This window comes from Arthrobacter koreensis (assembly GCF_009193255.1).
Lineage (GTDB): Bacteria > Actinomycetota > Actinomycetes > Actinomycetales > Micrococcaceae > Arthrobacter_B > Arthrobacter_B koreensis.
Genome location: NZ_WACG01000002.1, coordinates 222,491 through 242,706, shown reverse-complemented (window position 1 = coordinate 242,706; position 20,216 = coordinate 222,491). Strand labels below are relative to the sequence as shown.

Genomic DNA, 20,216 nt, shown 5'->3' with positions numbered 1-20,216 from the left:
ACGGCCTGCAGCAAAGGCGCCGGACGAAAGTGTCCGGCGCCTTTGCGCTTGGTTTACTACAACGGTGCGATAGCCCGGTCGCTGGGAGCGACGGGGGCCGGCAGCCTGGTGGAGCCCTCCAGCCACTTGTCGACGGCCGCAGCGCAGGCGCGGCCCTCGGCGATGGCCCAGACAATGAGTGACTGCCCGCGCCCGGCATCTCCGGCCGCGAACACCCCGGGCGTGGCGGTCATGTAGTAGCCGTCCCGCTTGACGTTGGAGCGTTCGTCGAACTCGGTGTTCACCTGTTCCGCCAGTCCTGCCGGTTCCGGGCCGGTGAAGCCCAGGGAGAGGAAGACGAGGTCAGCCGGGATGATCCGCTCGGTTCCGGCCTTCGGCAGGCGCCTGCCGTCCACGAACTCGGTTTCGGCGACCTTGACGCCGGTAAGCTTCCCGCCCTCCCCCACGAATTCGACGGTGGAGGCGAGGTACGTCCGCTCTCCGCCTTCCTCGTGAGCGCTGGCGACTTCGAAGAGCGTCGGGAACATGGGCCAGGGCTGGTGGGCCGCCCGCTCCGCCGGAGGCTGCTTGCCGATTGCCAGGGTGGTAACGGATGCAGCCTGCTGCCGGTGCGCGGTGCCGATGCAGTCCGCACCGGTGTCACCGCCGCCGAGGATCACTACGTGCTTGCCTTCGGCGCTGATCTGGTTCTTGACCTTCTCGCCTGCAACCGCGCGGTTGGACTGCACCAGGTAGTCCATGGCGAAATGGACGCCGGAGAGTTCACGGCCGGGAATGGGCAGGTCTCGCGGGACCGTGGCACCGGTGGCGATGATGACGGCGTCGTACCGGCGGCGCAGCTGCTCCCAGGAAATGTCCTTGCCCACCTCGACGCCGGTACGGAACCGGGTGCCTTCGGCGCGCATCTGCTCCAGGCGGCGGTCCACCTGCATCTTTTCCATCTTGAAGTCCGGGATTCCATAGCGGAGAAGCCCGCCAATCTTGTCATCCCGCTCGTAGACGGCAACGGTGTGGCCGGCACGGGTGAGCTGCTGCGCGGCTGCGAGCCCGGCCGGGCCGGAACCAACGACGGCGATCGTCTTGTCCGTCAGCCGTTCCGGGGCGTGCGGTTGGACCCAGTTCTCGTCGAACGCCTGGTCGATGATGGAGACCTCAACCTGCTTGATGGTCACCGGCGGCTGGTTGATGCCCAGCACGCAGGACGCTTCGCACGGCGCAGGGCAGAGCCGGCCGGTGAACTCGGGGAAGTTGTTCGTGGCGTGGAGCCGCTCGATCGCTTCCTGCCCCTTGTCCCGCCACGTGAGGTCGTTCCACTCCGGGATGAGGTTTCCCAGCGGGCAGCCCTGGTGGCAGAACGGGATGCCGCAGTCCATGCAGCGGCCCGCCTGTTCCTGGAGCACGCCCTTTTCCTGGCGTTCATAGACTTCCTTGTAGTCCATGATGCGAACTGAAACGGGCCGGCGGGGCTGTGTTTCGCGCTCCCGTACCTTCAAAAATCCGCGTGGGTCAGCCACCGGTTACCTCCAGAATCTTGGTCCATGCTTCGGCGCCGTCGGGGTCCAACCCCGCCTCGGCCGCGGAAGCACGGGCGTCTAGCACGGCTGCGTAATCCCGCGGCAGTACCTTGGTGATGCGGGAAACCGTGGTCTCGAAGTCCTCCAGCAGGCTGGCCGCTAGAGGGGATCCGGTTTCTTCCGCGTGTTGAACCAGCAGGCCGCGGATGATGTCCGCATCCTCGGCGTCCGGCTGCAGCAGCAGCAGTTCGCCGTTGTCCAGGGCGTCCTTGTTCACCCGTGCCGGTTCCAGGTCCACCACGAAGGCGGTGCCACCGGACATGCCGGCTCCGAAGTTGCGGCCGGTAGAGCCCAGGATCAGGGTCTGTCCGCCGGTCATGTATTCGCAGCCGTGGTCACCGATGCCTTCCACGACGGCAGTGGCACCGGAGTTGCGGACCATGAACCGTTCGCCCACCTGGCCGCGGAGGAACATCTCGCCGCTGGTGGCACCGTAGCCAATCACGTTGCCGGCAATGACGTTGCGTTCCGCCGGGAAGACGTTGCCGCGGTCCGGACGGACAATGATGCGCCCGCCGGAGAGTCCCTTGCCGACGTAGTCATTGGAGTCGCCGTACAGCCGGAGGGTGATTCCGGCCGGCAGGAAGGCACCCAGGGACTGGCCGGCCTGTCCCGTGAGGGTGATGTCGATGGTGTCCGTGGCCAGGACGTCCGTGCCGAACGTCCTGGTGACCGTATGGCCGAGCATGGTGCCCACGGAACGGTCCGTGTTCACCACGTCCAGCGCGATCCGCACCGGCTGGCGGCTGGACAGTGCGTCGGCGCTCATCTCGATCAGCTTGTTGTCGAAGTGCGCGTCCAGTTCGTGGTTCTGCGGAACCAGGCTGCGCAGCGGCGCACCTGGATCCACTTCGTGGCCGCGCAGGATCGGTTCAAGGTCCAGGCCGTCCGCTTTCCAGTGGTCTACGGCAGCGCGGGTGTCCAGCATTTCGCTGTGCCCGATCGCCTCTTCCAGGCTGCGGAAGCCCAGTTCGGCGAGCAGCTCGCGTACTTCCTCGGCCAGGAACTCGAAGAAGTTGACTACGAACTCCGGCTTGCCGGTGAAGCGGGAACGCAGTTCGGGGTTCTGCGTGGCGACGCCTACCGGGCAGGTGTCCAGGTGGCAGACGCGCATCATGATGCAGCCGGAGACCACCAGCGGCGCGGTGGCAAAGCCGAACTCCTCACCGCCGAGCAGGGCTGCAATGACGACGTCGCGTCCCGTCTTGAGCTGTCCGTCCACCTGGACCACCACGCGGTCGCGCAGTCCGTTGAGCATCAGGGTCTGCTGGGTTTCGGCCAGGCCGAGTTCCCAGGGCGCACCCGCATGCTTCAGCGAGTTCAGCGGCGAAGCGCCGGTGCCGCCGTCGTGGCCGGAGACCAGCACGACGTCGGCCTTGGCCTTGGTCACGCCGGCTGCCACGGTGCCGATCCCGGCCTCGGAGACCAGCTTCACGTGGACCCGTGCGGATGGGTTGGCCCGCTTCAGGTCATAGATAAGCTGGGCGAGGTCCTCGATCGAGTAGATGTCATGGTGCGGCGGCGGTGAGATCAGGCCGACGCCGGGCGTAGAGTGCCGGGTGCTGGCAACCCACGGGTAGACCTTCTGCGCCATCAGCTGGCCGCCTTCGCCGGGCTTGGCGCCCTGGGCCATCTTGATCTGCAGGTCATCCGCGTTGGTCAGGTACAGGCTGGTAACGCCGAAGCGGCCGGACGCAACCTGCTTGATGGCGGAACGGCGCTCGGGGTCGAGCAGCCGGTCCACGTCTTCCCCGCCCTCGCCGGTGTTGGACTTGGCACCCAGCCGGTTCATGGCGATCGCCAGTGTCTCGTGAGCTTCCTTGGAGATGGAGCCGTAGCTCATGGCTCCCGTGGAGAAGCGCTTCACGATGCTGGAGACCGGCTCGACGTCCTCCAGCGGGACCGCCGGCCGCTCGCCGATCCTGAAGTCCAGCAGTCCGCGGAGGGTCATCAGGTTCTTCGCCTGGTCATCCACGCCCTGCGTGTACGCCTTGAAGACGTCGTAGCGGCGCTCCCGGGTGGAGTGCTGCAGGCGGAAAACGGTTTCCGGGTTGAACAGGTGCGGCGGGCCTTCGCGGCGCCACTGGTACTCGCCGCCGTTTTCGAGGCTGCGGTGCGGTTCCTCGATTTCGTCGGCAGGGTAGGCGGAGGTGTGGCGTGCCGCGGCTTCGGCCGCGATCACGTCCAGTCCGACGCCGCCAAGCTGGGTCTGGGTGCCGTGGAAGAACTCGTCCACCAGTTCCTGGCCCAGGCCGATGGCTTCGAACGTCTGCGCGCCGCAGTAGGAGGCCACGGTGGAGATGCCCATCTTGGACATGATCTTCAGGACGCCCTTGCCCAGGCCCTTGATCAGGTTGGCGACGGCCTGCTCCCGGGTGACGCCCGTGATGTCGCCGTTGCGGACCAGTTCCTCGCAGCTTTCCATGGCCAGGTACGGGTTCACGGCGGAGGCGCCGTAGCCGATCAGCACTGCTACGTGGTGGACCTCGCGGACGTCGCCGGCTTCCACGAGCAGGGAGATCTTGGTGCGGTTGGCGCTCTTGAGCAGGTGGTGATGCACTGCTGAAAGCAGCAGAAGGGAAGGGATAGGCGCCCACTGGGCGTTCGAGTCGCGATCGGAGAGCACAATGTACTGCACCCCGCGGTTCACTGCACCGGAGACCTTTTCACAGATCTCGCTGATGCGTGCGCGCAGCTCCGATTCACCGCCGTCGGGCCGGTAAAGCCCGCGGACCTTCAAGGCAACCTTCTCGCCGTCCTCGTTCCTGAGGTTGGCGATCTTGGCGAGCTCGTCATTGTTGATCACCGGGAACTTCAGGGCGATCTGGTGGGTTTTTACCTGGCCCAGGGCCAGCAGGTTGCCGTTCGGCCCAATCGAGCTCTGCAGCGAGGTGACGAGTTCTTCGCGGATGGCATCCAGCGGAGGGTTCGTGACCTGCGCGAAGGACTGCACAAAGTAGTCGAAGAGGAGCCGGGGCCGCTTCGAGAGCACCGCGATGGGAGTATCCGAGCCCATGGCGCCCAGTGGTTCGGCACCGCTGCGGGCCATGGGGCCGAGCAGGATGCGCAGTTCTTCCTGGGTGTAGCCGAAGGTGCGCTGGCGGCGGTTGATGGAAGCCTTGGTGTGCAGCACGTGCTCACGCTCGGGCAGCTCTTCCAGGGAAACCTGGTTCTCCCGGACCCATTCGGCCCAGGGATTGGCGGCGGCGATCTCGGCCTTGATTTCCGAGTCCTCCACCAGGCGCCCTTCGGCGGTATCCACCAGGAACATCTTGCCCGGCGAGACGCGGCCCTTGCGGACCACCCTGGCCGGATCGATGTCCACCACGCCAACCTCGGACGCCAGGACTACCAGGCCGTCCTCGGTGATCCAGTACCGCGCAGGACGCAGGCCGTTGCGGTCCAGCACGGCGCCAACCTGGTCTCCGTCGGTGAAGGAAACGGCCGCCGGACCGTCCCACGGCTCCATGAGCATTGAGTGGTACTGGTAAAAGGCGCGGCGGGCGGGATCCATGGTCGCGTGGTTTTCCCAGGCTTCGGGGATCATCATCATCACCGCGTGGGTGATCGGGCGCCCGGAAAGCATCAGCAGTTCGGCAACCTCATCGAAGGACGCCGAGTCGGACGCACCGGGGGTGCAGATCGGGAACAGTTCCTCGGGTGTGTCCCCCAGCAGCGGACTCTTGAGCTGGGACTGGCGGGCGCGCATCCAGTTGCGGTTGCCCTTGACCGTGTTGATTTCGCCGTTGTGCGCAATGGTGCGGAACGGCTGGGCCAGGGGCCAGGAGGGGAACGTGTTGGTGGAGAAGCGCGAGTGCACAATGCCGAGCTTGGTCTTGAACCGCGGATCGGAGAGGTCCGGGAAGAACGGCTCCAGCTGGGCCGTAGTAACCATGCCCTTGTAGACCATGGTCTTGGAGGACAGGGACGGGAAGTACACACCGAACTTGTTCTGGGACCGCTTCCGCACGCGGAAGGCACGCGCGTCGAGGTCCGTGCAGTCCCCGTCTTCCGGGGCAAGGAATACCTGGACGAAATACGGCATGCACGCCCGTGACATGGCGCCCACCAGGTCGGCAACGACGGGCACCTCGCGCCAGCCAAGAACTCTCAGTCCCTCGGACTCGGCGATTGCCTCGACGCCGGCACGGGCTGTTTCCTGCTCGCGGTCTTCGGTGGGAAGGAAAGCCGTGCCAACGGCGTACCCGCCGGGAGCGGGAAGCTCGAAGCCGGCGACGGCGCGGAAGAATTCGTCGGGAACCTGGGTGAGGATGCCGGCTCCGTCGCCGGTGCCTTCGTCAGCGCCTACTGCGCCGCGGTGTTCGAGGTTGCGCAGTGCAGTGAGCGCCGCGTCAACGATGTCATGCCCGGGCTCGCCGCGGAGCGTGGCGATGACGGCCAGGCCGCACGCGTCCTTCTCGTTCTCGGCGCGGTACAGGCCTGAATCTTCCGGGTAGGCCGCGAACCGCTGGAACGGAGACACCACCTGGGCGGCCTGCGGGGACGTTGCGTCAGTCATAGGGTAAGTCCTTCCCCCTGTTGAGCGTTGGGAGGGGACGACGTTGGCCCCACACGGCCGGCATCTACCGTCCGGTGTGTTGGATGATTTTACGGTCGCTTAGGTGTGAAAGCCCTGCATGCTGGGATGGGGCCGGCTCACAATCGAAGGAACCGTCCGGTGTCCTGCCGGGGTTGTCCCCGGCACGGTTACCGCTAGCCGCCACCGCGGTGTGGCATCCGGACCGGCGGCGGGTGGTAACCCGCGCTGCACGGTCCTAGTTGGCTGGGCCCGAGTCTTCGGGCCGCTGAGGCTTGGCTGCCTCATTTTTTGTCTCTGCGACAGTAGCACGCGTGTCATGCGTTTGTGATCCAGAATTCACATTCGGGGAATCTGTTTCGCTCTTGTTATCAACCGCGGAATTGTTACCGCGGCCAGCAGTTTCACGGCCTGCAGGGGTGTGTCCGGGCAGCATCAGGGACGGTTCGGGCTGCTTGCGGGCCCGCACGCTGAGGTAGGTGAACATGCCGATCGACACCAGGAAGATCAGGATGGAAGTCCAGACGTTCAGGCGCTGCGTGATGCCCAGGATGGTGATCATTTCCGCATCGTCAATGCGCAGCATTTCGATCCAGACTCGCCCGGCGGTGTAGAACGCGGCGTAGAGCCAGAACAGGCGTCCGCCGCGCAGCCTGAAGCGGCGGTCCAGCACCAGCAGCAGGGCGACGCCCGCGAGGTTCCACAGCGATTCATAGAGGAACGTGGGATGGAACAGGGTCCCCGGTGCCGCGCCGTCGGGGAAGTTTGTGTTGTTGGGGTCAATCGCCAGGCCCCACGGCGCGTCCGTGGGACCGCCGAAGAGTTCCTGGTTGAACCAGTTGCCCCAGCGACCCACGGCCTGGGCAAGGAGCACGCCGGGCGCTGCGACATCGGCAAAGGTGGAGAGTTTGATTCCCGCCCGGCGGCAGCCGATCCAGGCGCCGACCGCCCCAAGGGCGATCGCGCCCCAGATTCCCAGGCCGCCCAGCCAGATCTGCGGGATCAGGGCCAGGTTTCCGTTGGGACCAAAGTAGGCGTCAGGCGAGGAGATGACGTGGTACAGCCGCCCGCCGATGATGCCGAACGGTATGGCCCAGATGGCGATGTCCCAGACGGAGTCCGGCGGCAGCCCCCGCCGCTTCCAGCGGACGGACGTCATCCACAGGGCCAGGATGATTCCGGCCAGGATGCACAGCGCGTACGCATGGATGGTCAGCGGCCCCAGCGAGAAGCTGCTGAACTCGGCGGGCGGGCTCGGGATTGCGGCCGGAACCGCCAGGGACATCGGCATGGTCAGTTCTTTCGTGTTCCGGTACTGAGTTCGCGGGTCAGCTCACCGACGGCGGCCGGTCCGCCGTCGCGGAGGGCAGCGACCAGCGCGGTTCCGACGATGACGCCGTCGGCATAGGAGCCGATCTCGCGCACGTGGCCGGCGGTGGAAACGCCAAGGCCCACGCAGACACGTTCGGCGCCTGCGGCGCGGGCGGCACGAACAACTCCTTCGGCGGCGTCGGACACCTGGTTGCGGGTGCCGGTCACGCCCATGATCGAGACGGCGTAGACAAAGCCGCGGCTGGCTTCGACGGTGGCCTTCATGCGGTCAGCTGTGGAGGACGGCGCCACCAGGAACACCCGGTCCAGGCCATAGGTGTCAGACGCTTCGATCCATTCGCCGGCTTCGTCCGGAATGAGGTCCGGCGTGATCAGTCCGGCTCCCCCGGCTTCCGCAAGCCGGCGGGCAAACTCGTCCACACCCATGCGCATGACGGGGTTCCAGTAGGTCATGACCAGCACCGCGGCGTCGGTCTCGGCGGTGATGCCGGCGACGACGTCGAACACTTCCTGGACCCGGAAACCGCCTTCCAGGGCCTGGCTGGTGGCCGCCTGGATGACGGAACCGTCCATGACGGGATCCGAGTAGGGAATACCGATTTCAATGAGGTCCGCTCCCCCGCGTGCCAGTTCGATGCCGGCAGCGATGGTCTCCTGGACGGACGGGAAGCCTGCCGGAAGGTAGCCCACCAGGGCGGCGCGGCCGTCGGCGCGTGCCCGGTCGATTGCGGCGGCGGACTTGCTGGCGGTCGAGACGCTCACAGCTGTTCTCCTTCTTTGCCGATTTCGGCTTCAGCTGACTTCTCATCCAGCAGGTTGAACCATTCGGCGGCGGTGGCTACGTCCTTGTCGCCACGGCCCGAGAGATTGACCAGCACGATCTTCTCCGAAGCGTCGCCGTCTTCGGCGGCCAGCCGCTGGCCCACCTTGATGGCGCCGGCCAGGGCGTGCGATGACTCGATGGCCGGGATGATGCCTTCGGTTCGGCAGAGCAGCTTGAAGGCCTCCATGGCCTCGGAGTCGGTGACCGGTTCGTAGGAAACCCGTCCGATGTCCGCGAGGTAGGCGTGCTCCGGTCCAACGCCGGGATAATCCAGCCCTGCGGAAATCGAATGGGATTCGATGGTCTGGCCGTCTTCGTCCTGCATCAGGTAGGTGCGGGCGCCGTGCAGCACACCGGGGCGGCCCAGGGTGATGGTGGCCGCGTGGCGCGGGGTATCCACACCGTCGCCGCCGGCTTCGAAGCCGTAGATCGCAACGGACGGGTCATCCAGGAAGCCGTGGAAGATGCCGATCGCGTTCGATCCTCCGCCGACGCAGGCGCAGACGGCGTCGGGCAGTTTCCCGGTCTGCTCCAGCATCTGAGCGCGCGCTTCCTCGCCGATGACCTCGTGGAAGTAGCGGACCATGGCGGGGAACGGGTGGGCGCCGGCCGCGGTGCCCAGCAGGTAGTGCGTGGTGGAAACGTTGGCCACCCAGTCGCGCAGGGCTTCGTTGATGGCGTCCTTGAGGGTCTGGGAACCATTGGTCACCGGAATGACCGTGGCGCCCAGCAGTTCCATGCGGGCAACGTTCAGGGCCTGCCGCCGGCAGTCCTCCGCTCCCATGTAGACCACGCATTCGAGGCCCAGCAGGGCAGCTGCGGTGGCGCTGGCCACGCCGTGCTGGCCGGCACCGGTTTCGGCGATGATGCGCGTCTTGCCCATGCGCTTGGCGAGCAGTGCCTGGCCCAGGACGTTGTTGATCTTGTGCGAGCCGGTGTGGTTCAGGTCTTCACGCTTGAGGAAGATACGCACACCGCCGGCGTGCTCGGCGAAACGCGCGGCTTCGGTGAGCAGGGAGGGACGGCCGGAGTAGTTCTTGTTCAGCTCGGCGATCTGGGCGGTGAACTCAGGGTCTGCCTTTGCCTTTTCGAACGTTTCCGTCAGCTCATCCAGGGCTGCGATGAGGGATTCGGGCATCCAGCGGCCGCCGTAGGCACCAAAGTAGGGTCCGGCGGCGTGGCGCAGGGACTCCCCGCCTGCCAGGAAAGAGTCCGTCACCTGCCCGTCCACGGTTTGTTCTGGCGTGCCTGCCGCGGCGGCGGGAGTGCTGTTTTCCGGGATCCCGGTCATGGAGCTGTCCTGTCCTGCTCTAGTCCGTGGGCCGCTGAGGGCGGTTTACGGAAAGTTTGTCGAAAGTAAGTCCTCAGCGTCCGCTGGCCTGCAGCCGGTCGGCGATAGCCCCGGCTCCGGTTTCCATGAACTCCGCGATGGTGGCTGCGGGGTCATTGTGCTTCACGAGCGCTTCGCCCACGAGTACCGCGTTGGCGCCGTGAGCTGCGTAGTGCGCGACGTCGGCTGCGTCCCGTACACCGGATTCCGCCACCACTACCGCACCGGCGGGGATGGATTCGGAAAGCGCGGCGAAGACGGACCGGTCCACGTCGAGGGTCTTCAGGTTGCGGACGTTCACGCCGATGATCCGGGCTCCGGCTGCACCGGCCCGCTGGATTTCCTCGGCCGTGTGCGCCTCGACCAGGGCGTTCATGCCCAGTTCGTGGGTCAGGTCCAGGAAGGAACGCAGGTCCTCGTCATTTAGGGCTGCCACGATGAGCAGCACCAGGTCCGCGCCGTGGGCCCGGGCTTCCCAGATTTGGTAGGGATCCACGGTGAAGTCCTTGCGCAGCACCGGAATGCTGACGGCGGCACGGACGGCGTCGAGGTCCGCCAGGGAACCCTTGAAGCGGCGCGCCTCCGTGAGGACGCTGATGACCGACGCGCCGCCCTGTTCGTAGCGCCGGGCCAGGTCCGCGGGGTCCGCGATGTCGGCGAGGGCACCTTTGGAGGGGCTGGACCGCTTGACCTCGGAGATCACGCGCAGCGAGGCGCGGGGGTTGTCGTTGCCGCCCAGGGCAGCATAGGCATCAAGTGCAGGAGCGGCCTGGGCGGCGCGCTCCTGCACCTTTTCCAGCGGCATCTCATGCTGCCGCTGGGCCATGTCCTCGCGGACACCGGCAATGATGTCGTCGAGAACTGACACTTAGTGTCCGCTGTTCTTCAGCTTCGAGCCGCCGACGCCGTAGCCGGCCTTGCGCATGGCGAAGCCTACGATCAGGCCGACCACCATGACGCCGAGGCCGATGTTGAACCAGAGCCAGCTGGCGATGACGAAGCCGATACTGGAAACCAGGGCACCGGCCATCATGATCAGTACGCAGGTCCAGGCGGCCGGGGTGTTGCCGTGGCCGATGGTCTCGTCATGGATGCTGGCGTGTACCTCGGCGTCGTTCTCGGGCTTGGTGTCCTGCTGGTGAACGGCGTTTGTGCTCATGGTAAATCTCCTCGTAAACGGGTCTGGCATCCATTCTGCCATTAGCTGGCAGAAACTCTCGTACTTGTTGCGCCGCGTGCTGCGCGGCCCAGGCTCCGCTCAGCGGAAGTTGGTGGGGTCTTCACCTTTGGTCAGGCGGTCCCAGCTGTCGATCTCGTCGATCGGCGGCTGCGTGGACTTCTCCTTCACGGCAGCGCCGGTGGCCGGCTGTGCTGCGTAGCGTCGGGAGACAGCCCAGGTCCTGGCCGCGACTGCCAGCCACACGGCCGCCAGCGCGATGAGCACACCGGCTGCCGCGGCCAGGTACGGCATGGCAGTGAGCGTGATGTCAGCGCCTGCACTGTTGCTCACGCCGATGGCCTTGCCCACGGCTCCGGCGGCACCCTGGGCGGGGTCCGCAATCACGGAGACGCTGGCCGCAGTGATGCCGACGCCGGCAATCAGCAGCACGGCGGCGATGACCCAGCGGGCCACCTTCCCGGCGATGGAGGCTGCCAGTGCTGCGGCCAGCGCGACGACGGCAAAGGCGGTGACGGCGGTGGCCGCGTCGCTGCCGCTGACGGCAATGTCAGGAGTTTCCACGGCGGCCTGCGGGAGGACGACGTCAAGCCACGTCTGGGTGGTGGTGCCGAACGCCGCCGCGCCCAGCAGGACAGTGCCCAGAACCACCGTTGACTTGCGCCGCCAGCGCGGGGCGGCGGCCGGTTTGGTGCTCACTTCAGTTGTCCTGTCTGTTGAAGATCTGCCTGGCGACCGTGGGAGTCACCGGCTCCAGTCCCCCGGCGATCAGCGCGGCGCGCAGCGGTGCTGCGGCCTTGTTGACCGTTTCCTGCGCCTCGGCCTCGAGGTCCGAGTCCGCGACGATTCCGCCGCCGGCCTGCACATAGGCCTTCCCGTCGCGCAGCAGCGCGGAGCGGATGGCGATGGCCATGTCCATGTCCCCGGCGAAGTCCAGGTAGCCCACCACGCCGCCGTAGATGCCGCGCCGGTGGGGTTCAAGCTCGTCCAGCAGGCGCAGTGCGCGCGGCTTCGGCGCCCCGGAGAGCGTGCCGGCCGGGAAGGTGGCGGAGAGCACGTCATAGGCGGAGTGCTGCGGCGAGAGCTCGCCGACCACCGTGGACACCAGATGCATGATGTGGCTGAAACGCTCCACTTCCATGAACTGGGTGACGTCCACGCTGCCCGGGCGGCAGACCTTGGAGAGGTCGTTGCGGGCCAGGTCCACGAGCATCAGGTGTTCGGCCCGTTCCTTCTCGTCGGCCAGCAGTTCCTCAGCCAGCGCGCGGTCCAGTTCCTGCGTTTTTCCGCGCGGCCGCGATCCGGCAATGGGGTGGGTAATGACTTCACTGCCGGTCACGGTCACCAGTGCCTCGGGCGAGGAGCCGACGACGGCGAACGGGTTGCCCCGGGAATCCTCGAAGTTGAACAGGTACATGTACGGGCTGGGGTTGGTGTTGCGCAGCACCCGGTACACATCCAGGGCCTCGGCCCGGCAGTCCATTTCAAACCGCCGGGAGATGACCACCTGGAACACCTCCCCGTCCACGATGGCTTCCTTGCCGCGTTCAACCGCCTGCAGGTATTCGGGCTTGGGCCAGGATTCCTTGACCCCGGCAGTCAGCGCGCTGACGTCCACCGTGCCGCCGTCGAGCACCGTGACGGCCTGGGGCGAGTGCGCTGCGAGGCGGTCCAGCATGCTGTGCAGCCGCGCGACGGCGTCCTGCCAGGCATCGTCCACACGTTCGTCCGAACCGTCGAAGTTGATGGCGTTGGCCACCAGCAGCACCGTGCCGTCCGAGTTGTCGTGGATGGCCATGTCCGAGACCAGGTTCATGGCGATTTCCGGCAGGTCCAGGTCATCCACGGGCGGCGACGTCAGCTTCTCCCAGTGGCGTACCGATTCCCAGCCGACAAAACCGACCAGGCCGGAGGTAAACGGCGGCAGGCCTTCGAACCGGTCGGTGGCCAGCAGCTGCAGGGTCGCGGCCATCGCCTCGACCGGGTTCCCGTCCACGGGCACCCCGGCGGGCGGCTCGCCCAGCCAGCAGGCTGCACCGTCACGGGTGGTCAGGGTGGCACGGGAACGGGCACCGATAAAGGAGTAGCGGGACCAGACACCGCCGGTGGCGGCGGACTCCATCAGGAAGGTGCCGGGCTCACCGCCGGTGAGCTTCCGGTAGATGCCAATGGGCGTGTGCGCATCGGCCAGCACTTTCAGCCGGACCGGGACAACGCGCCGGTCAGCAGCCAGCGCCCGGAATTCCTCCAGGGAGGGGGAGATAACACCTAGATCCTGCATGTATCGGGCTTTCGGTTTTGAAGGGAAGTTTTAGGAAGAGACCGGAAGGCCGCGGCCTTCGAAGCAGGTCCTGGTGCCGGTGTGGCAGGCAGCACCCACCTGGTCCACGCGCACCAGAAGCGCGTCGCCGTCGCAGTCCACTGCCACGGACTTCACGTGCTGCACGTGGCCGGACGTGTCGCCCTTGCGCCAGTACTCCTGCCGGGAACGGGACCAGAAGGTCACCCGGCCGCTGGTCAGCGTGCGGTGCAGTGCTTCGTCGTCCATCCAGCCGAGCATCAACACCTCCGAAGTGTCATGCTGCTGGATGATCGCAGCAATTAGCCCGGCGTCGTCGCGCTTGAGCAGTGCAGCCACGGCGGGGTCCAGTTCGGAGTCCGGGCGGGGGGTCTGGGGGGTGGTGTCTGTTGCCATCGCTACGATTCTAGTGGCTTTGGCCGCACCGGAGCCGAATGGCCGCGTTTGGCGGGCAATGCAGGGTGTTCCATGCTAGTTTCAGCAGTGATGCAATTCGTAGAACCCTCACGTGAAGTCTTGGCCGAAACACTGCTCGCGGCCGGTCCCCACGCGCCCACGCTCTGCGAGGGGTGGGAGACCCGGCATCTTGCTGCGCACCTTTACCTGCGCGAACACCGGCCCGCCTCTGCCCTCGGATTTTTCGTGAAGCCGTTCGCCGGCAAGACGGCAAAGGCCATGGATACCCTCGCGGCGAAGGCTTCCACTTCCGAGGGCTACGCCAAGCTGGTCAAGTCCTTCCGGTCCGGCCCGCCGCTGCTCTCCCCCATGCAGCTCAAGTCAGTGGACAACAGCGCGAACCTCGTGGAGTACTTCGTTCACACGGAGGACATCCGCCGGGCCGGCGACCGCTGGGCGCCGCGTGCCCTGGACTCGGAATACTCCGAAGCGCTGTGGTCTGAACTGCTCAAGCGTGCGGCCCTGCTCTACCGCGGCGTCGACGTCGGCATTGTCCTGGTCCGCCCGGACGGGCCGCGGCACGTGGCCAAGCGGGCCGCTGTTTCCGTGGCGATCGTCGGCGAACCGTGTGAGCTCCTGCTGCACGCCCACGGGCGCACGCAGCAGGCGCTGGTGATGTTCGAGGGCCAGCCCGACGCCGTCGCTCTCCTGGAGAGCGCCGAGATCGGCCTTTAAGCGGTTCCGAAAACCACCTCATTCAACGAAAACAGGGCCCGGCAGAGTTGCCGGGCCCTGATTCCTTAAGCCTTGTTACCGGACGGGATAGCCCGCGTCGGAAATGGCCTTCTTGACGTCGGCAATGGCGTTGTCCGGGCCGAAGTGGAAGATGGACGCCGCCAGGACCGCATCCGCACCGGCTTCGATTGCCGGCGGGAAGTGCTCCGGCACTCCGGCACCGCCGGAGGCGATCAGCGGCACCTGTACGGCTGCGCGGACGGCGCGGATCATTTCCAGGTCGAACCCGTCGCGGGTCCCGTCGGCGTCGATTGAGTTCAGCAGGATCTCCCCCACACCGCGGTCGGCGGCCTCCTTGGCCCAGGCAACGGCGTCAATCCCGGTGCCCTTGCGCCCGCCGTGGGTGGTGATTTCGAATCCCGACGGCGTTGAACCGTCATGCGTGCGGCGTGCGTCCACGGACAGCACCAGAACCTGCGAGCCGAAGTGCCGGGTGATCTCGTCAATGACGTCCGGCCGGGCGACGGCCGCGGAGTTGATCGAGGCCTTGTCCGCGCCGTAGCGCAGCAGCCGGTCCACGTCCTCAACGGTGCGGACACCGCCGCCCACGGTCAGCGGAATGAAGACTTCCTCGGCGGTGCGGGAGACGACGTCGAACACCGTTTCGCGCGCACCGGAAGACGCGGTGACATCGAGGAACGTCAGTTCGTCCGCCCCTGCCCGGTCATAGCGGTGCGCAAGCTCGACCGGGTCGCCGGCGTCGCGCAGGCCCTCGAAGTTGATTCCCTTGACCACGCGGCCGGCGTCGACGTCGAGGCAGGGAATGACGCGGATGGCAACGCTCATGACTGCGCTCCCCTAGATCCGGCAGGCGTGGATGGTGCTGACCAGGATGGCGCGGGCGCCCAGGTCGTACAGTTCATCCATGATGCGGTTGGTGTCCGACTTCTTGATCATGGAGCGCACGGCAACCCAGTCCGAGTCCCGCAGCGGGGAGACGGTCGGCGATTCGAGGCCCGGCGTCAGGGCTGCGGCTTCCTCCACCAGTTCCTTGCGGACGTCGTAGTCCATCATCACGTACTGGCGTGCCACCAGGACGCCCTTGAGACGGCGCTTGAGCACATCGAGTCCGGCAGGGCTGGCACCCTTGCGGCCAATCAGCACGGCCTCGGACTTGAGGATCGGCTCACCGAAGATTTCCATGCCCGCTGCACGCAGGGTGGTTCCGGTCTCGACGACGTCGGCAATCGCGTCCGCAACGCCCAGGCGCACGGAGGATTCGACGGCGCCGTCCAGGCGGACCACCGAGGCATCCACGCCGCGTTCGGCAAGGTAGTCCCGCAGCAGTCCGTCGTAGCTGGTGGCTACGCGTTTGCCGTTGAGCTCTTCCAGGGATCCGAACTCCCCTACCGGTCCGGCAAAGCGGAACGTGGAAGCACCGAAGCCCAGGCTCATCAGCTCTTCGGCCTCTACCTGGGCGTCCAGGAAGAGGTCGCGGCCGGTGAGTCCGACGTCGAGCGTTCCGGAGCCGACGTACACGGCGATGTCCCGGGGACGGAGGAAGAAGAATTCGATGTCATTGTCGGGATCGACCATCACCAGTTCGCGGCTGTCACGGCGCTGGCGGTATCCGGCCTCGGAGAGCATCGCGGAGGCGGATTCGGAAAGGGCGCCCTTGTTGGGCACGGCTACACGGAGCATGTTCTTTGGTTCTTTCGCTGGAAGTCAGAGAGAAACTGGGCCTGCCGGCGGGCCACACACTGTTTGAGGGGTGCTCAAAAAGCAGCGCGTGGCTAGAGATGCTTGTAGATGTCCTGCAGGGTGAGGCCTTTGGCCAGCATCAGGACCTGCAGGTGGTAGAGCAGCTGGGAGATTTCCTCCGCAGCGGCTTCATCAGATTCGTACTCGGCAGCCATCCAGACTTCTGCGGCCTCTTCGACTACCTTCTTGCCGATGCCGTGGACGCCGGACTCGAGTTCGGCGACGGTGCGTGACCCGGCAGGCCGGGCAGCCGCCTTCTCACTGAGTTCGGCAAATAGCTCTTCGAAGGTTTTCACAGATCAAGGGTACGCTCTGCGTCACAATCTGCCCCACTCCGGCCCGCGTGTGTGACGAACGCCGCTTCCCGCGGGCACGGCTGCGGGAGCTATCCTTCCGCCGGCCCCTTCGCGTCCTTGTCCTCTCCGGCTTCCCTGGCGTCCAGGATTTGGTCCATTCCCAGGGATGCCAGGGCCGCGATCGCCGCCATGACGTACCGCGGACGGGTTGCACCGCGCCTGCGCAGCCAGGTCTCTATGCGCTCATCCACGAGCAGGCTCAGCGCCAGGAACGCGCTGGATATGATGCCCACTGCGGCGGCGAAAGCGGTTAGCGTGAACGTCATTTTCCGGGCGGAACCCTTGTTTGTGCGCACGTAGGAAGGAGCAGCAGCGGAATCTGGAGGGGTAACCAGATCCACCCTTCCGGCGGCTGCCAGCTCGCGTCCCTGCCGGGCTCCCCTCAGCACCGCTGCGGCCGTGATGAGGCCGGTGGCCGCGCCGGGAACCAGGACATAGGCACGGCGCACAGCGGGTGACCAGCCGGCCGGACTTTTCAGGGTGAGTGCACCGGACAGGGCGGCCAGCGTGAGCGAAAGCGGAAGATTCTTCATGGCCATCACGGTACAGGCAGGCAGGGACGAACCACCTTCGGTCCAGGTCTCCCGGCTGGAATGATGGGAGCAGAAGCCATCCAGTCCTGAAAGGACGAACCATATGGCGGACACTGCACCGTCCCCCGCCGGCAGCCGCACCCGCGTGCTCGTTGTCGCCATCCTCGCCTCCTTCGTGGCGTTCCTCGACGGCAGCATCGTCACGGTGGCGCTGCCTGCCATCGGGGAGGACCTCGGCGGCGGGCTTGCCACCCAGCAGTGGACGGTCAACGCCTATCTGCTCGCCCTGGGCGCGCTGATCCTGCTTGCCGGGTCGCTCTCGGATTCCTTCGGCCGGCTCCGCGTGCTCACCTGGGGACTGATCGGCTTTGGTGCGGCGTCGATCGCCTGCGCCCTCGCCTGGGATCCGGGAATCCTCGTCATCGCACGCGCAGTTCAGGGCATGGCGGCCGCGCTGCTGGTCCCCAGCAGCCTGGCGCTGATTACGACGGCGTACGGCGGACCGGCGCGCGCCCGCGCCATCGGTACGTGGACGGCGTGGACCGGGACCGCCGCCATCATCGGCCCGCTCCTGGGCGGGATCCTCGTTGACTGGGCTACCTGGCGGCTGATCTTCGCCGTCAATGTGCTCCCCGTAGCCCTGACCCTGCTGCTGATGCTGGGCCTGCAGGACAGCCCGCGGCGACGGACCGCGCTGGACCTGCCCGGTGCCCTGCTCGCGGTGGCCGGGCTGGGCGGCTCCGTCTACGCGCTGATCGAGCAGGACCGGCTGGGCTGGGGCAACCCGGCGGTGTTCCTGCCGCTCGCCTTCGGTTTGGCTGCGCTGGCCCTGTTTGTCCTCCGTGAGGCACACACCAGTGCACCCATGATGCCGCTCGGCCTCTTTCATGCCCGCAACTTCCGCTACGGCAACCTGGTGACCGCCGCAGCGTACGGTGCACTGTCCCTCGGCACCTTCGCGCTCACTGTCTTCGTGCAGGAAGCCGCAGGATTCAGCGCACTTGAAGCCGGCCTGATTTCGCTTCCGGTACCGCTGGCGATGCTCGCGTTCTCTACCTACTTCGGAAATCTCGCAGGCCGGTACGGGCCGCGGATCTTCATGACAGCTGGACCGCTGATTATGGGCGCCGGGTTCCTGCTCATGCTGGCAGTCTCCCCGCCGCTGAACTTCCTCACCCAGCTGCTCCCCGGTCTGCTGCTGTTCAGCCTGGGACTGGCGGTCATGGTCGCTCCGCTGACCGCCGCGGTGCTGGGTGCGCTGGATGAGACTGATGCCGGCATCGGGTCCGCGGTGAACAACGCTGTCAGCCGGGTGGCGGGTTTGGTGACTGTTGCGCTGCTTGGAACTATTTCCGGCGGGTCCCTCGACTATTCCGGCTTCCGGCAGACGGCACTGGCAACCGCGGCTCTGTTCCTGGTCGCAGGGCTTATCGCCTTCCTTGGGATTCGGACGCCCGAACGGGATAACAGCCCGGCCTAGCGGCGCACGGCGCGTCCGCTGACAAGGTGCGCACCGAGTGAAAGGATCACCTTGTGCGGGAATAGCGTCCCGCACTGATATCCGGCCGGCCAGGCCCACCTTCCGCGACAGGACAGCGATACCCTTGACCGTCACCCTCCGCAACGTCCGCCCCTGGGGCGGCGAACCTGCCAACGTCACACTGGACGGCGGGGTGATCACGGCCCTAGAACCTGCGCGTCCGCAAGCCACCGGCACCAAGGGCACCGGAAGTCCAGCGGTGGAAATCGACGGTGCCGGACGCATCCTGCTTCCCTCCTTCTCGGACGTCCATGTGCATCTGGACTCCACGCGCATCGGCCTGCCGATGCGTCCGCACACCGGGGCACCGGGCGTGTGGGGAATGATGCTGAACGACCGCAAAAACTGGCGCAGCGCCGAATCCTCGGTGACGGACCGTGCCACCACCTGCCTGGGTGCGATGATTGCCCGGGGAACCACCCGGGTCCGCACGTTTGCGCAGGTGGACGTCGACGCCGGCCTGGAACGCTTCGAAGGCGTCCTCGCAGCTCGGGACGCCCACCGGAACCGCGCCGACGTCCAGGTCATCGCGTTCCCCCAGGCGGGACTACTCCGCGAAGCCGGCAGCGCCGAGGTCCTCGAGGAAGCCCTCAAGCTGGGGGCCGACGTCGTAGGCGGCATTGACCCCTGCTCCCTGGACCGTGATCCCGTCCGGCATCTGGACATCGTGTTTGGCCTGGCCGAGAAGTACGGCGTTCCGGTGGACATCCATCTGCATGAGCCGGACCAGCTTGGCCTGTTCAGCGCCCAGCTGATTGTGGAACGCACCAAGGCACTCGGCATGCAGGGCCTGGTGACGATTTCGCACGGCTACGGACTGGCCGACCTCCCTGCCGGCCAGCTGCAGGAACTCATCGACCAGTTCGCGGCCCTTGACATCTCCATGGCCACTATCGCTCCCGCCGGGCAGCCGCTGCCGCTGCAGCAGCTCGCGGCAGCCGGAGTCCGCGTGGGACTGGGACAGGACGGCCAGCGGGACTACTGGTCCCCCTACGGCAACGCTGACATGCTGGACCGGACGTGGCAGCTGGCGTTCACCAGCCGGTTCCGCGCCGATGAGCTCATAGAGCATTGTGCCGCCGTCGCCAGCATTGGCGGCGCCAGCGTCCTCGACCCGCAATCGCGCAGGTTGTCATCCGTTGCCGACCGCCCGGGGCTCAGTGTGGGGGACCCGGCTGAACTCGTGTTGGTCGAAGGGGACACGGTGACCGGAGCGGTCATGGACAGGCTGCCCGGCCGCACCGTCATCCACCGGGGGCGGGTAGTTGCGGACGGTCTGGAACTGGTCTGAACAGCGCCGGCACCCGCCTCGAGTCCTAGACCCCGGCCCCACGCAGCGCGTCCACGGTATTCACCGCAGCGGCAAACGCCTCATAACCCTTGTCCTCTGAGGAGCCGTCAAGCCCGGCACGGTCCAGCGCCTGTTCCTCGGTGTCACAGGTCAGCACCCCGAATCCAACCGGCGTTCCGGTACGGACACTCACCTCGGTCAAGCCCTGGGTCGCCGAGGAGCACACATAGTCGAAGTGCGGGGTTCCGCCGCGGATAACGACGCCGAGGGCCACCACGGCGTCGAAGTGCGGTGCCAGCCGCGCGGCAGCCACGGACAGCTCGTAGGTGCCCGGGACCCGGATCAGTGTGGGGCCAAGCCCGGCGTCGGACGCCGCGCGCAGGGAGCCTGCAATCAGGCCGTTCATCACTTCGGTGTGCCAGCTGGCGGCAACGATTGCCACCTTGATATCCAGTCCCTTGGCCTTGATGCTGCTGACGTCATTATCGGGGGCGCCGTGTCCGCTCATGTCTGTTTTCCTTTGCTGGAAGTG

At 66.5% G+C, this 20,216-nt stretch carries 18 protein-coding genes; 3 read left to right on the top strand and 15 right to left on the bottom strand.

The genetic code is table 11. The features are described 5' to 3' along the window. Positions 1–56: 56 nt before the first annotated feature. The 10 genes from GD628_RS08095 to hisI all read right to left on the bottom strand — a co-directional run bounded on the left by GD628_RS08095 (position 57) and on the right by hisI (position 13,468). Positions 57–1,514 carry a glutamate synthase subunit beta gene (locus GD628_RS08095; protein ID WP_152274374.1) on the bottom strand — a complete coding sequence of 486 codons (1,458 nt, stop codon included), beginning with the start codon at positions 1,512–1,514 and terminating at the stop codon, positions 57–59. After that, positions 1,507–6,093, bottom strand: coding sequence for a glutamate synthase large subunit (gene gltB, locus GD628_RS08090; protein WP_152274373.1), 4,587 nt, complete (start codon positions 6,091–6,093; stop codon positions 1,507–1,509). The genes GD628_RS08095 and gltB overlap by 8 nt, the downstream gene beginning before the upstream one ends. A 256-nt stretch (positions 6,094–6,349) precedes the next feature. Beyond that, positions 6,350–7,402, bottom strand: a complete 1,053-nt coding sequence (lgt, locus tag GD628_RS08085; protein WP_091605268.1) for a prolipoprotein diacylglyceryl transferase — start codon at positions 7,400–7,402, stop codon at positions 6,350–6,352. 2 nt (positions 7,403–7,404) lie between these two features. Continuing rightward, positions 7,405–8,205, bottom strand: a complete 801-nt coding sequence (trpA, locus tag GD628_RS08080; RefSeq protein ID WP_152274372.1) for a tryptophan synthase subunit alpha — start codon at positions 8,203–8,205, stop codon at positions 7,405–7,407. Beyond that, entirely contained in the window at positions 8,202–9,557 is a 1,356-nt protein-coding gene (gene trpB / locus GD628_RS08075; protein WP_226802422.1) for a tryptophan synthase subunit beta, read from the bottom strand. The genes trpA and trpB overlap by 4 nt, the downstream gene beginning before the upstream one ends. Before the next feature lie 73 nt (positions 9,558–9,630). Beyond that, positions 9,631–10,464 (bottom strand): indole-3-glycerol phosphate synthase TrpC, encoded by an 834-nt coding sequence (gene trpC, locus GD628_RS08070; protein WP_091605273.1) that lies wholly within the window; start codon positions 10,462–10,464, stop codon positions 9,631–9,633. Then, positions 10,465–10,755: an HGxxPAAW family protein gene (locus GD628_RS08065; protein WP_226802417.1), complete on the bottom strand. Its 291-nt coding sequence runs from the start codon at positions 10,753–10,755 to the stop codon at positions 10,465–10,467. Between the two features lie 99 nt (positions 10,756–10,854). Beyond that, positions 10,855–11,472: a Trp biosynthesis-associated membrane protein gene (locus GD628_RS08060; RefSeq protein WP_152274371.1), complete on the bottom strand. Its 618-nt coding sequence runs from the start codon at positions 11,470–11,472 to the stop codon at positions 10,855–10,857. Position 11,473: 1 nt separating this feature from the next. Continuing rightward, complete coding sequence (locus GD628_RS08055; protein WP_091605279.1) at positions 11,474–13,054, bottom strand: anthranilate synthase component I; 1,581 nt, start codon at positions 13,052–13,054, stop codon at positions 11,474–11,476. Positions 13,055–13,084: 30 nt separating this feature from the next. Further along, a complete protein-coding gene (hisI, locus tag GD628_RS08050; protein ID WP_152274370.1) occupies positions 13,085–13,468 on the bottom strand; it encodes a phosphoribosyl-AMP cyclohydrolase in 384 nt (127 codons plus the stop codon). 90 nt (positions 13,469–13,558) lie between these two features. Here hisI and GD628_RS08045 point away from each other — a divergent pair, with 90 nt between their 5' ends. Next, on the top strand, positions 13,559–14,203 hold the full coding sequence (locus GD628_RS08045) for a TIGR03085 family metal-binding protein (protein ID WP_091605284.1): 645 nt from the start codon (positions 13,559–13,561) through the stop codon (positions 14,201–14,203). A 75-nt stretch (positions 14,204–14,278) separates the two neighbouring features. On the opposite strand, the gene hisF is transcribed toward GD628_RS08045, so the two are convergent. The 4 genes from hisF to GD628_RS08025 all read right to left on the bottom strand — a co-directional run bounded on the left by hisF (position 14,279) and on the right by GD628_RS08025 (position 16,853). Beyond that, the gene (hisF, locus tag GD628_RS08040; protein WP_091605287.1) at positions 14,279–15,049 is read right to left on the bottom strand and encodes an imidazole glycerol phosphate synthase subunit HisF; all 771 of its coding nucleotides are present in this window, start codon (positions 15,047–15,049) and stop codon (positions 14,279–14,281) included. Positions 15,050–15,061: 12 nt separating this feature from the next. Then, on the bottom strand, positions 15,062–15,904 hold the full coding sequence (hisG, locus tag GD628_RS08035; protein WP_091605289.1) for an ATP phosphoribosyltransferase: 843 nt from the start codon (positions 15,902–15,904) through the stop codon (positions 15,062–15,064). Positions 15,905–15,996: 92 nt separating this feature from the next. Next, a complete protein-coding gene (locus tag GD628_RS08030; protein WP_091605292.1) occupies positions 15,997–16,260 on the bottom strand; it encodes a phosphoribosyl-ATP diphosphatase in 264 nt (87 codons plus the stop codon). Positions 16,261–16,349: 89 nt separating this feature from the next. Continuing rightward, a complete protein-coding gene (locus tag GD628_RS08025; RefSeq protein WP_152274369.1) occupies positions 16,350–16,853 on the bottom strand; it encodes a hypothetical protein in 504 nt (167 codons plus the stop codon). A gap of 103 nt (positions 16,854–16,956) precedes the next feature. On the opposite strand from GD628_RS08025, the gene GD628_RS08020 reads away from it, so the two are divergent. Further along, positions 16,957–18,333, top strand: a complete 1,377-nt coding sequence (locus tag GD628_RS08020; RefSeq protein ID WP_152274368.1) for an MFS transporter — start codon at positions 16,957–16,959, stop codon at positions 18,331–18,333. A 124-nt stretch (positions 18,334–18,457) separates the two neighbouring features. Next, positions 18,458–19,684 (top strand): amidohydrolase family protein, encoded by a 1,227-nt coding sequence (locus GD628_RS08015; RefSeq protein ID WP_152274367.1) that lies wholly within the window; start codon positions 18,458–18,460, stop codon positions 19,682–19,684. Between the two features lie 25 nt (positions 19,685–19,709). Here the strand turns inward: GD628_RS08015 and ribH are convergent, their stop codons facing one another. Continuing rightward, entirely contained in the window at positions 19,710–20,192 is a 483-nt protein-coding gene (ribH, locus tag GD628_RS08010; protein WP_091605303.1) for a 6,7-dimethyl-8-ribityllumazine synthase, read from the bottom strand. Positions 20,193–20,216 lie beyond the last annotated feature (24 nt).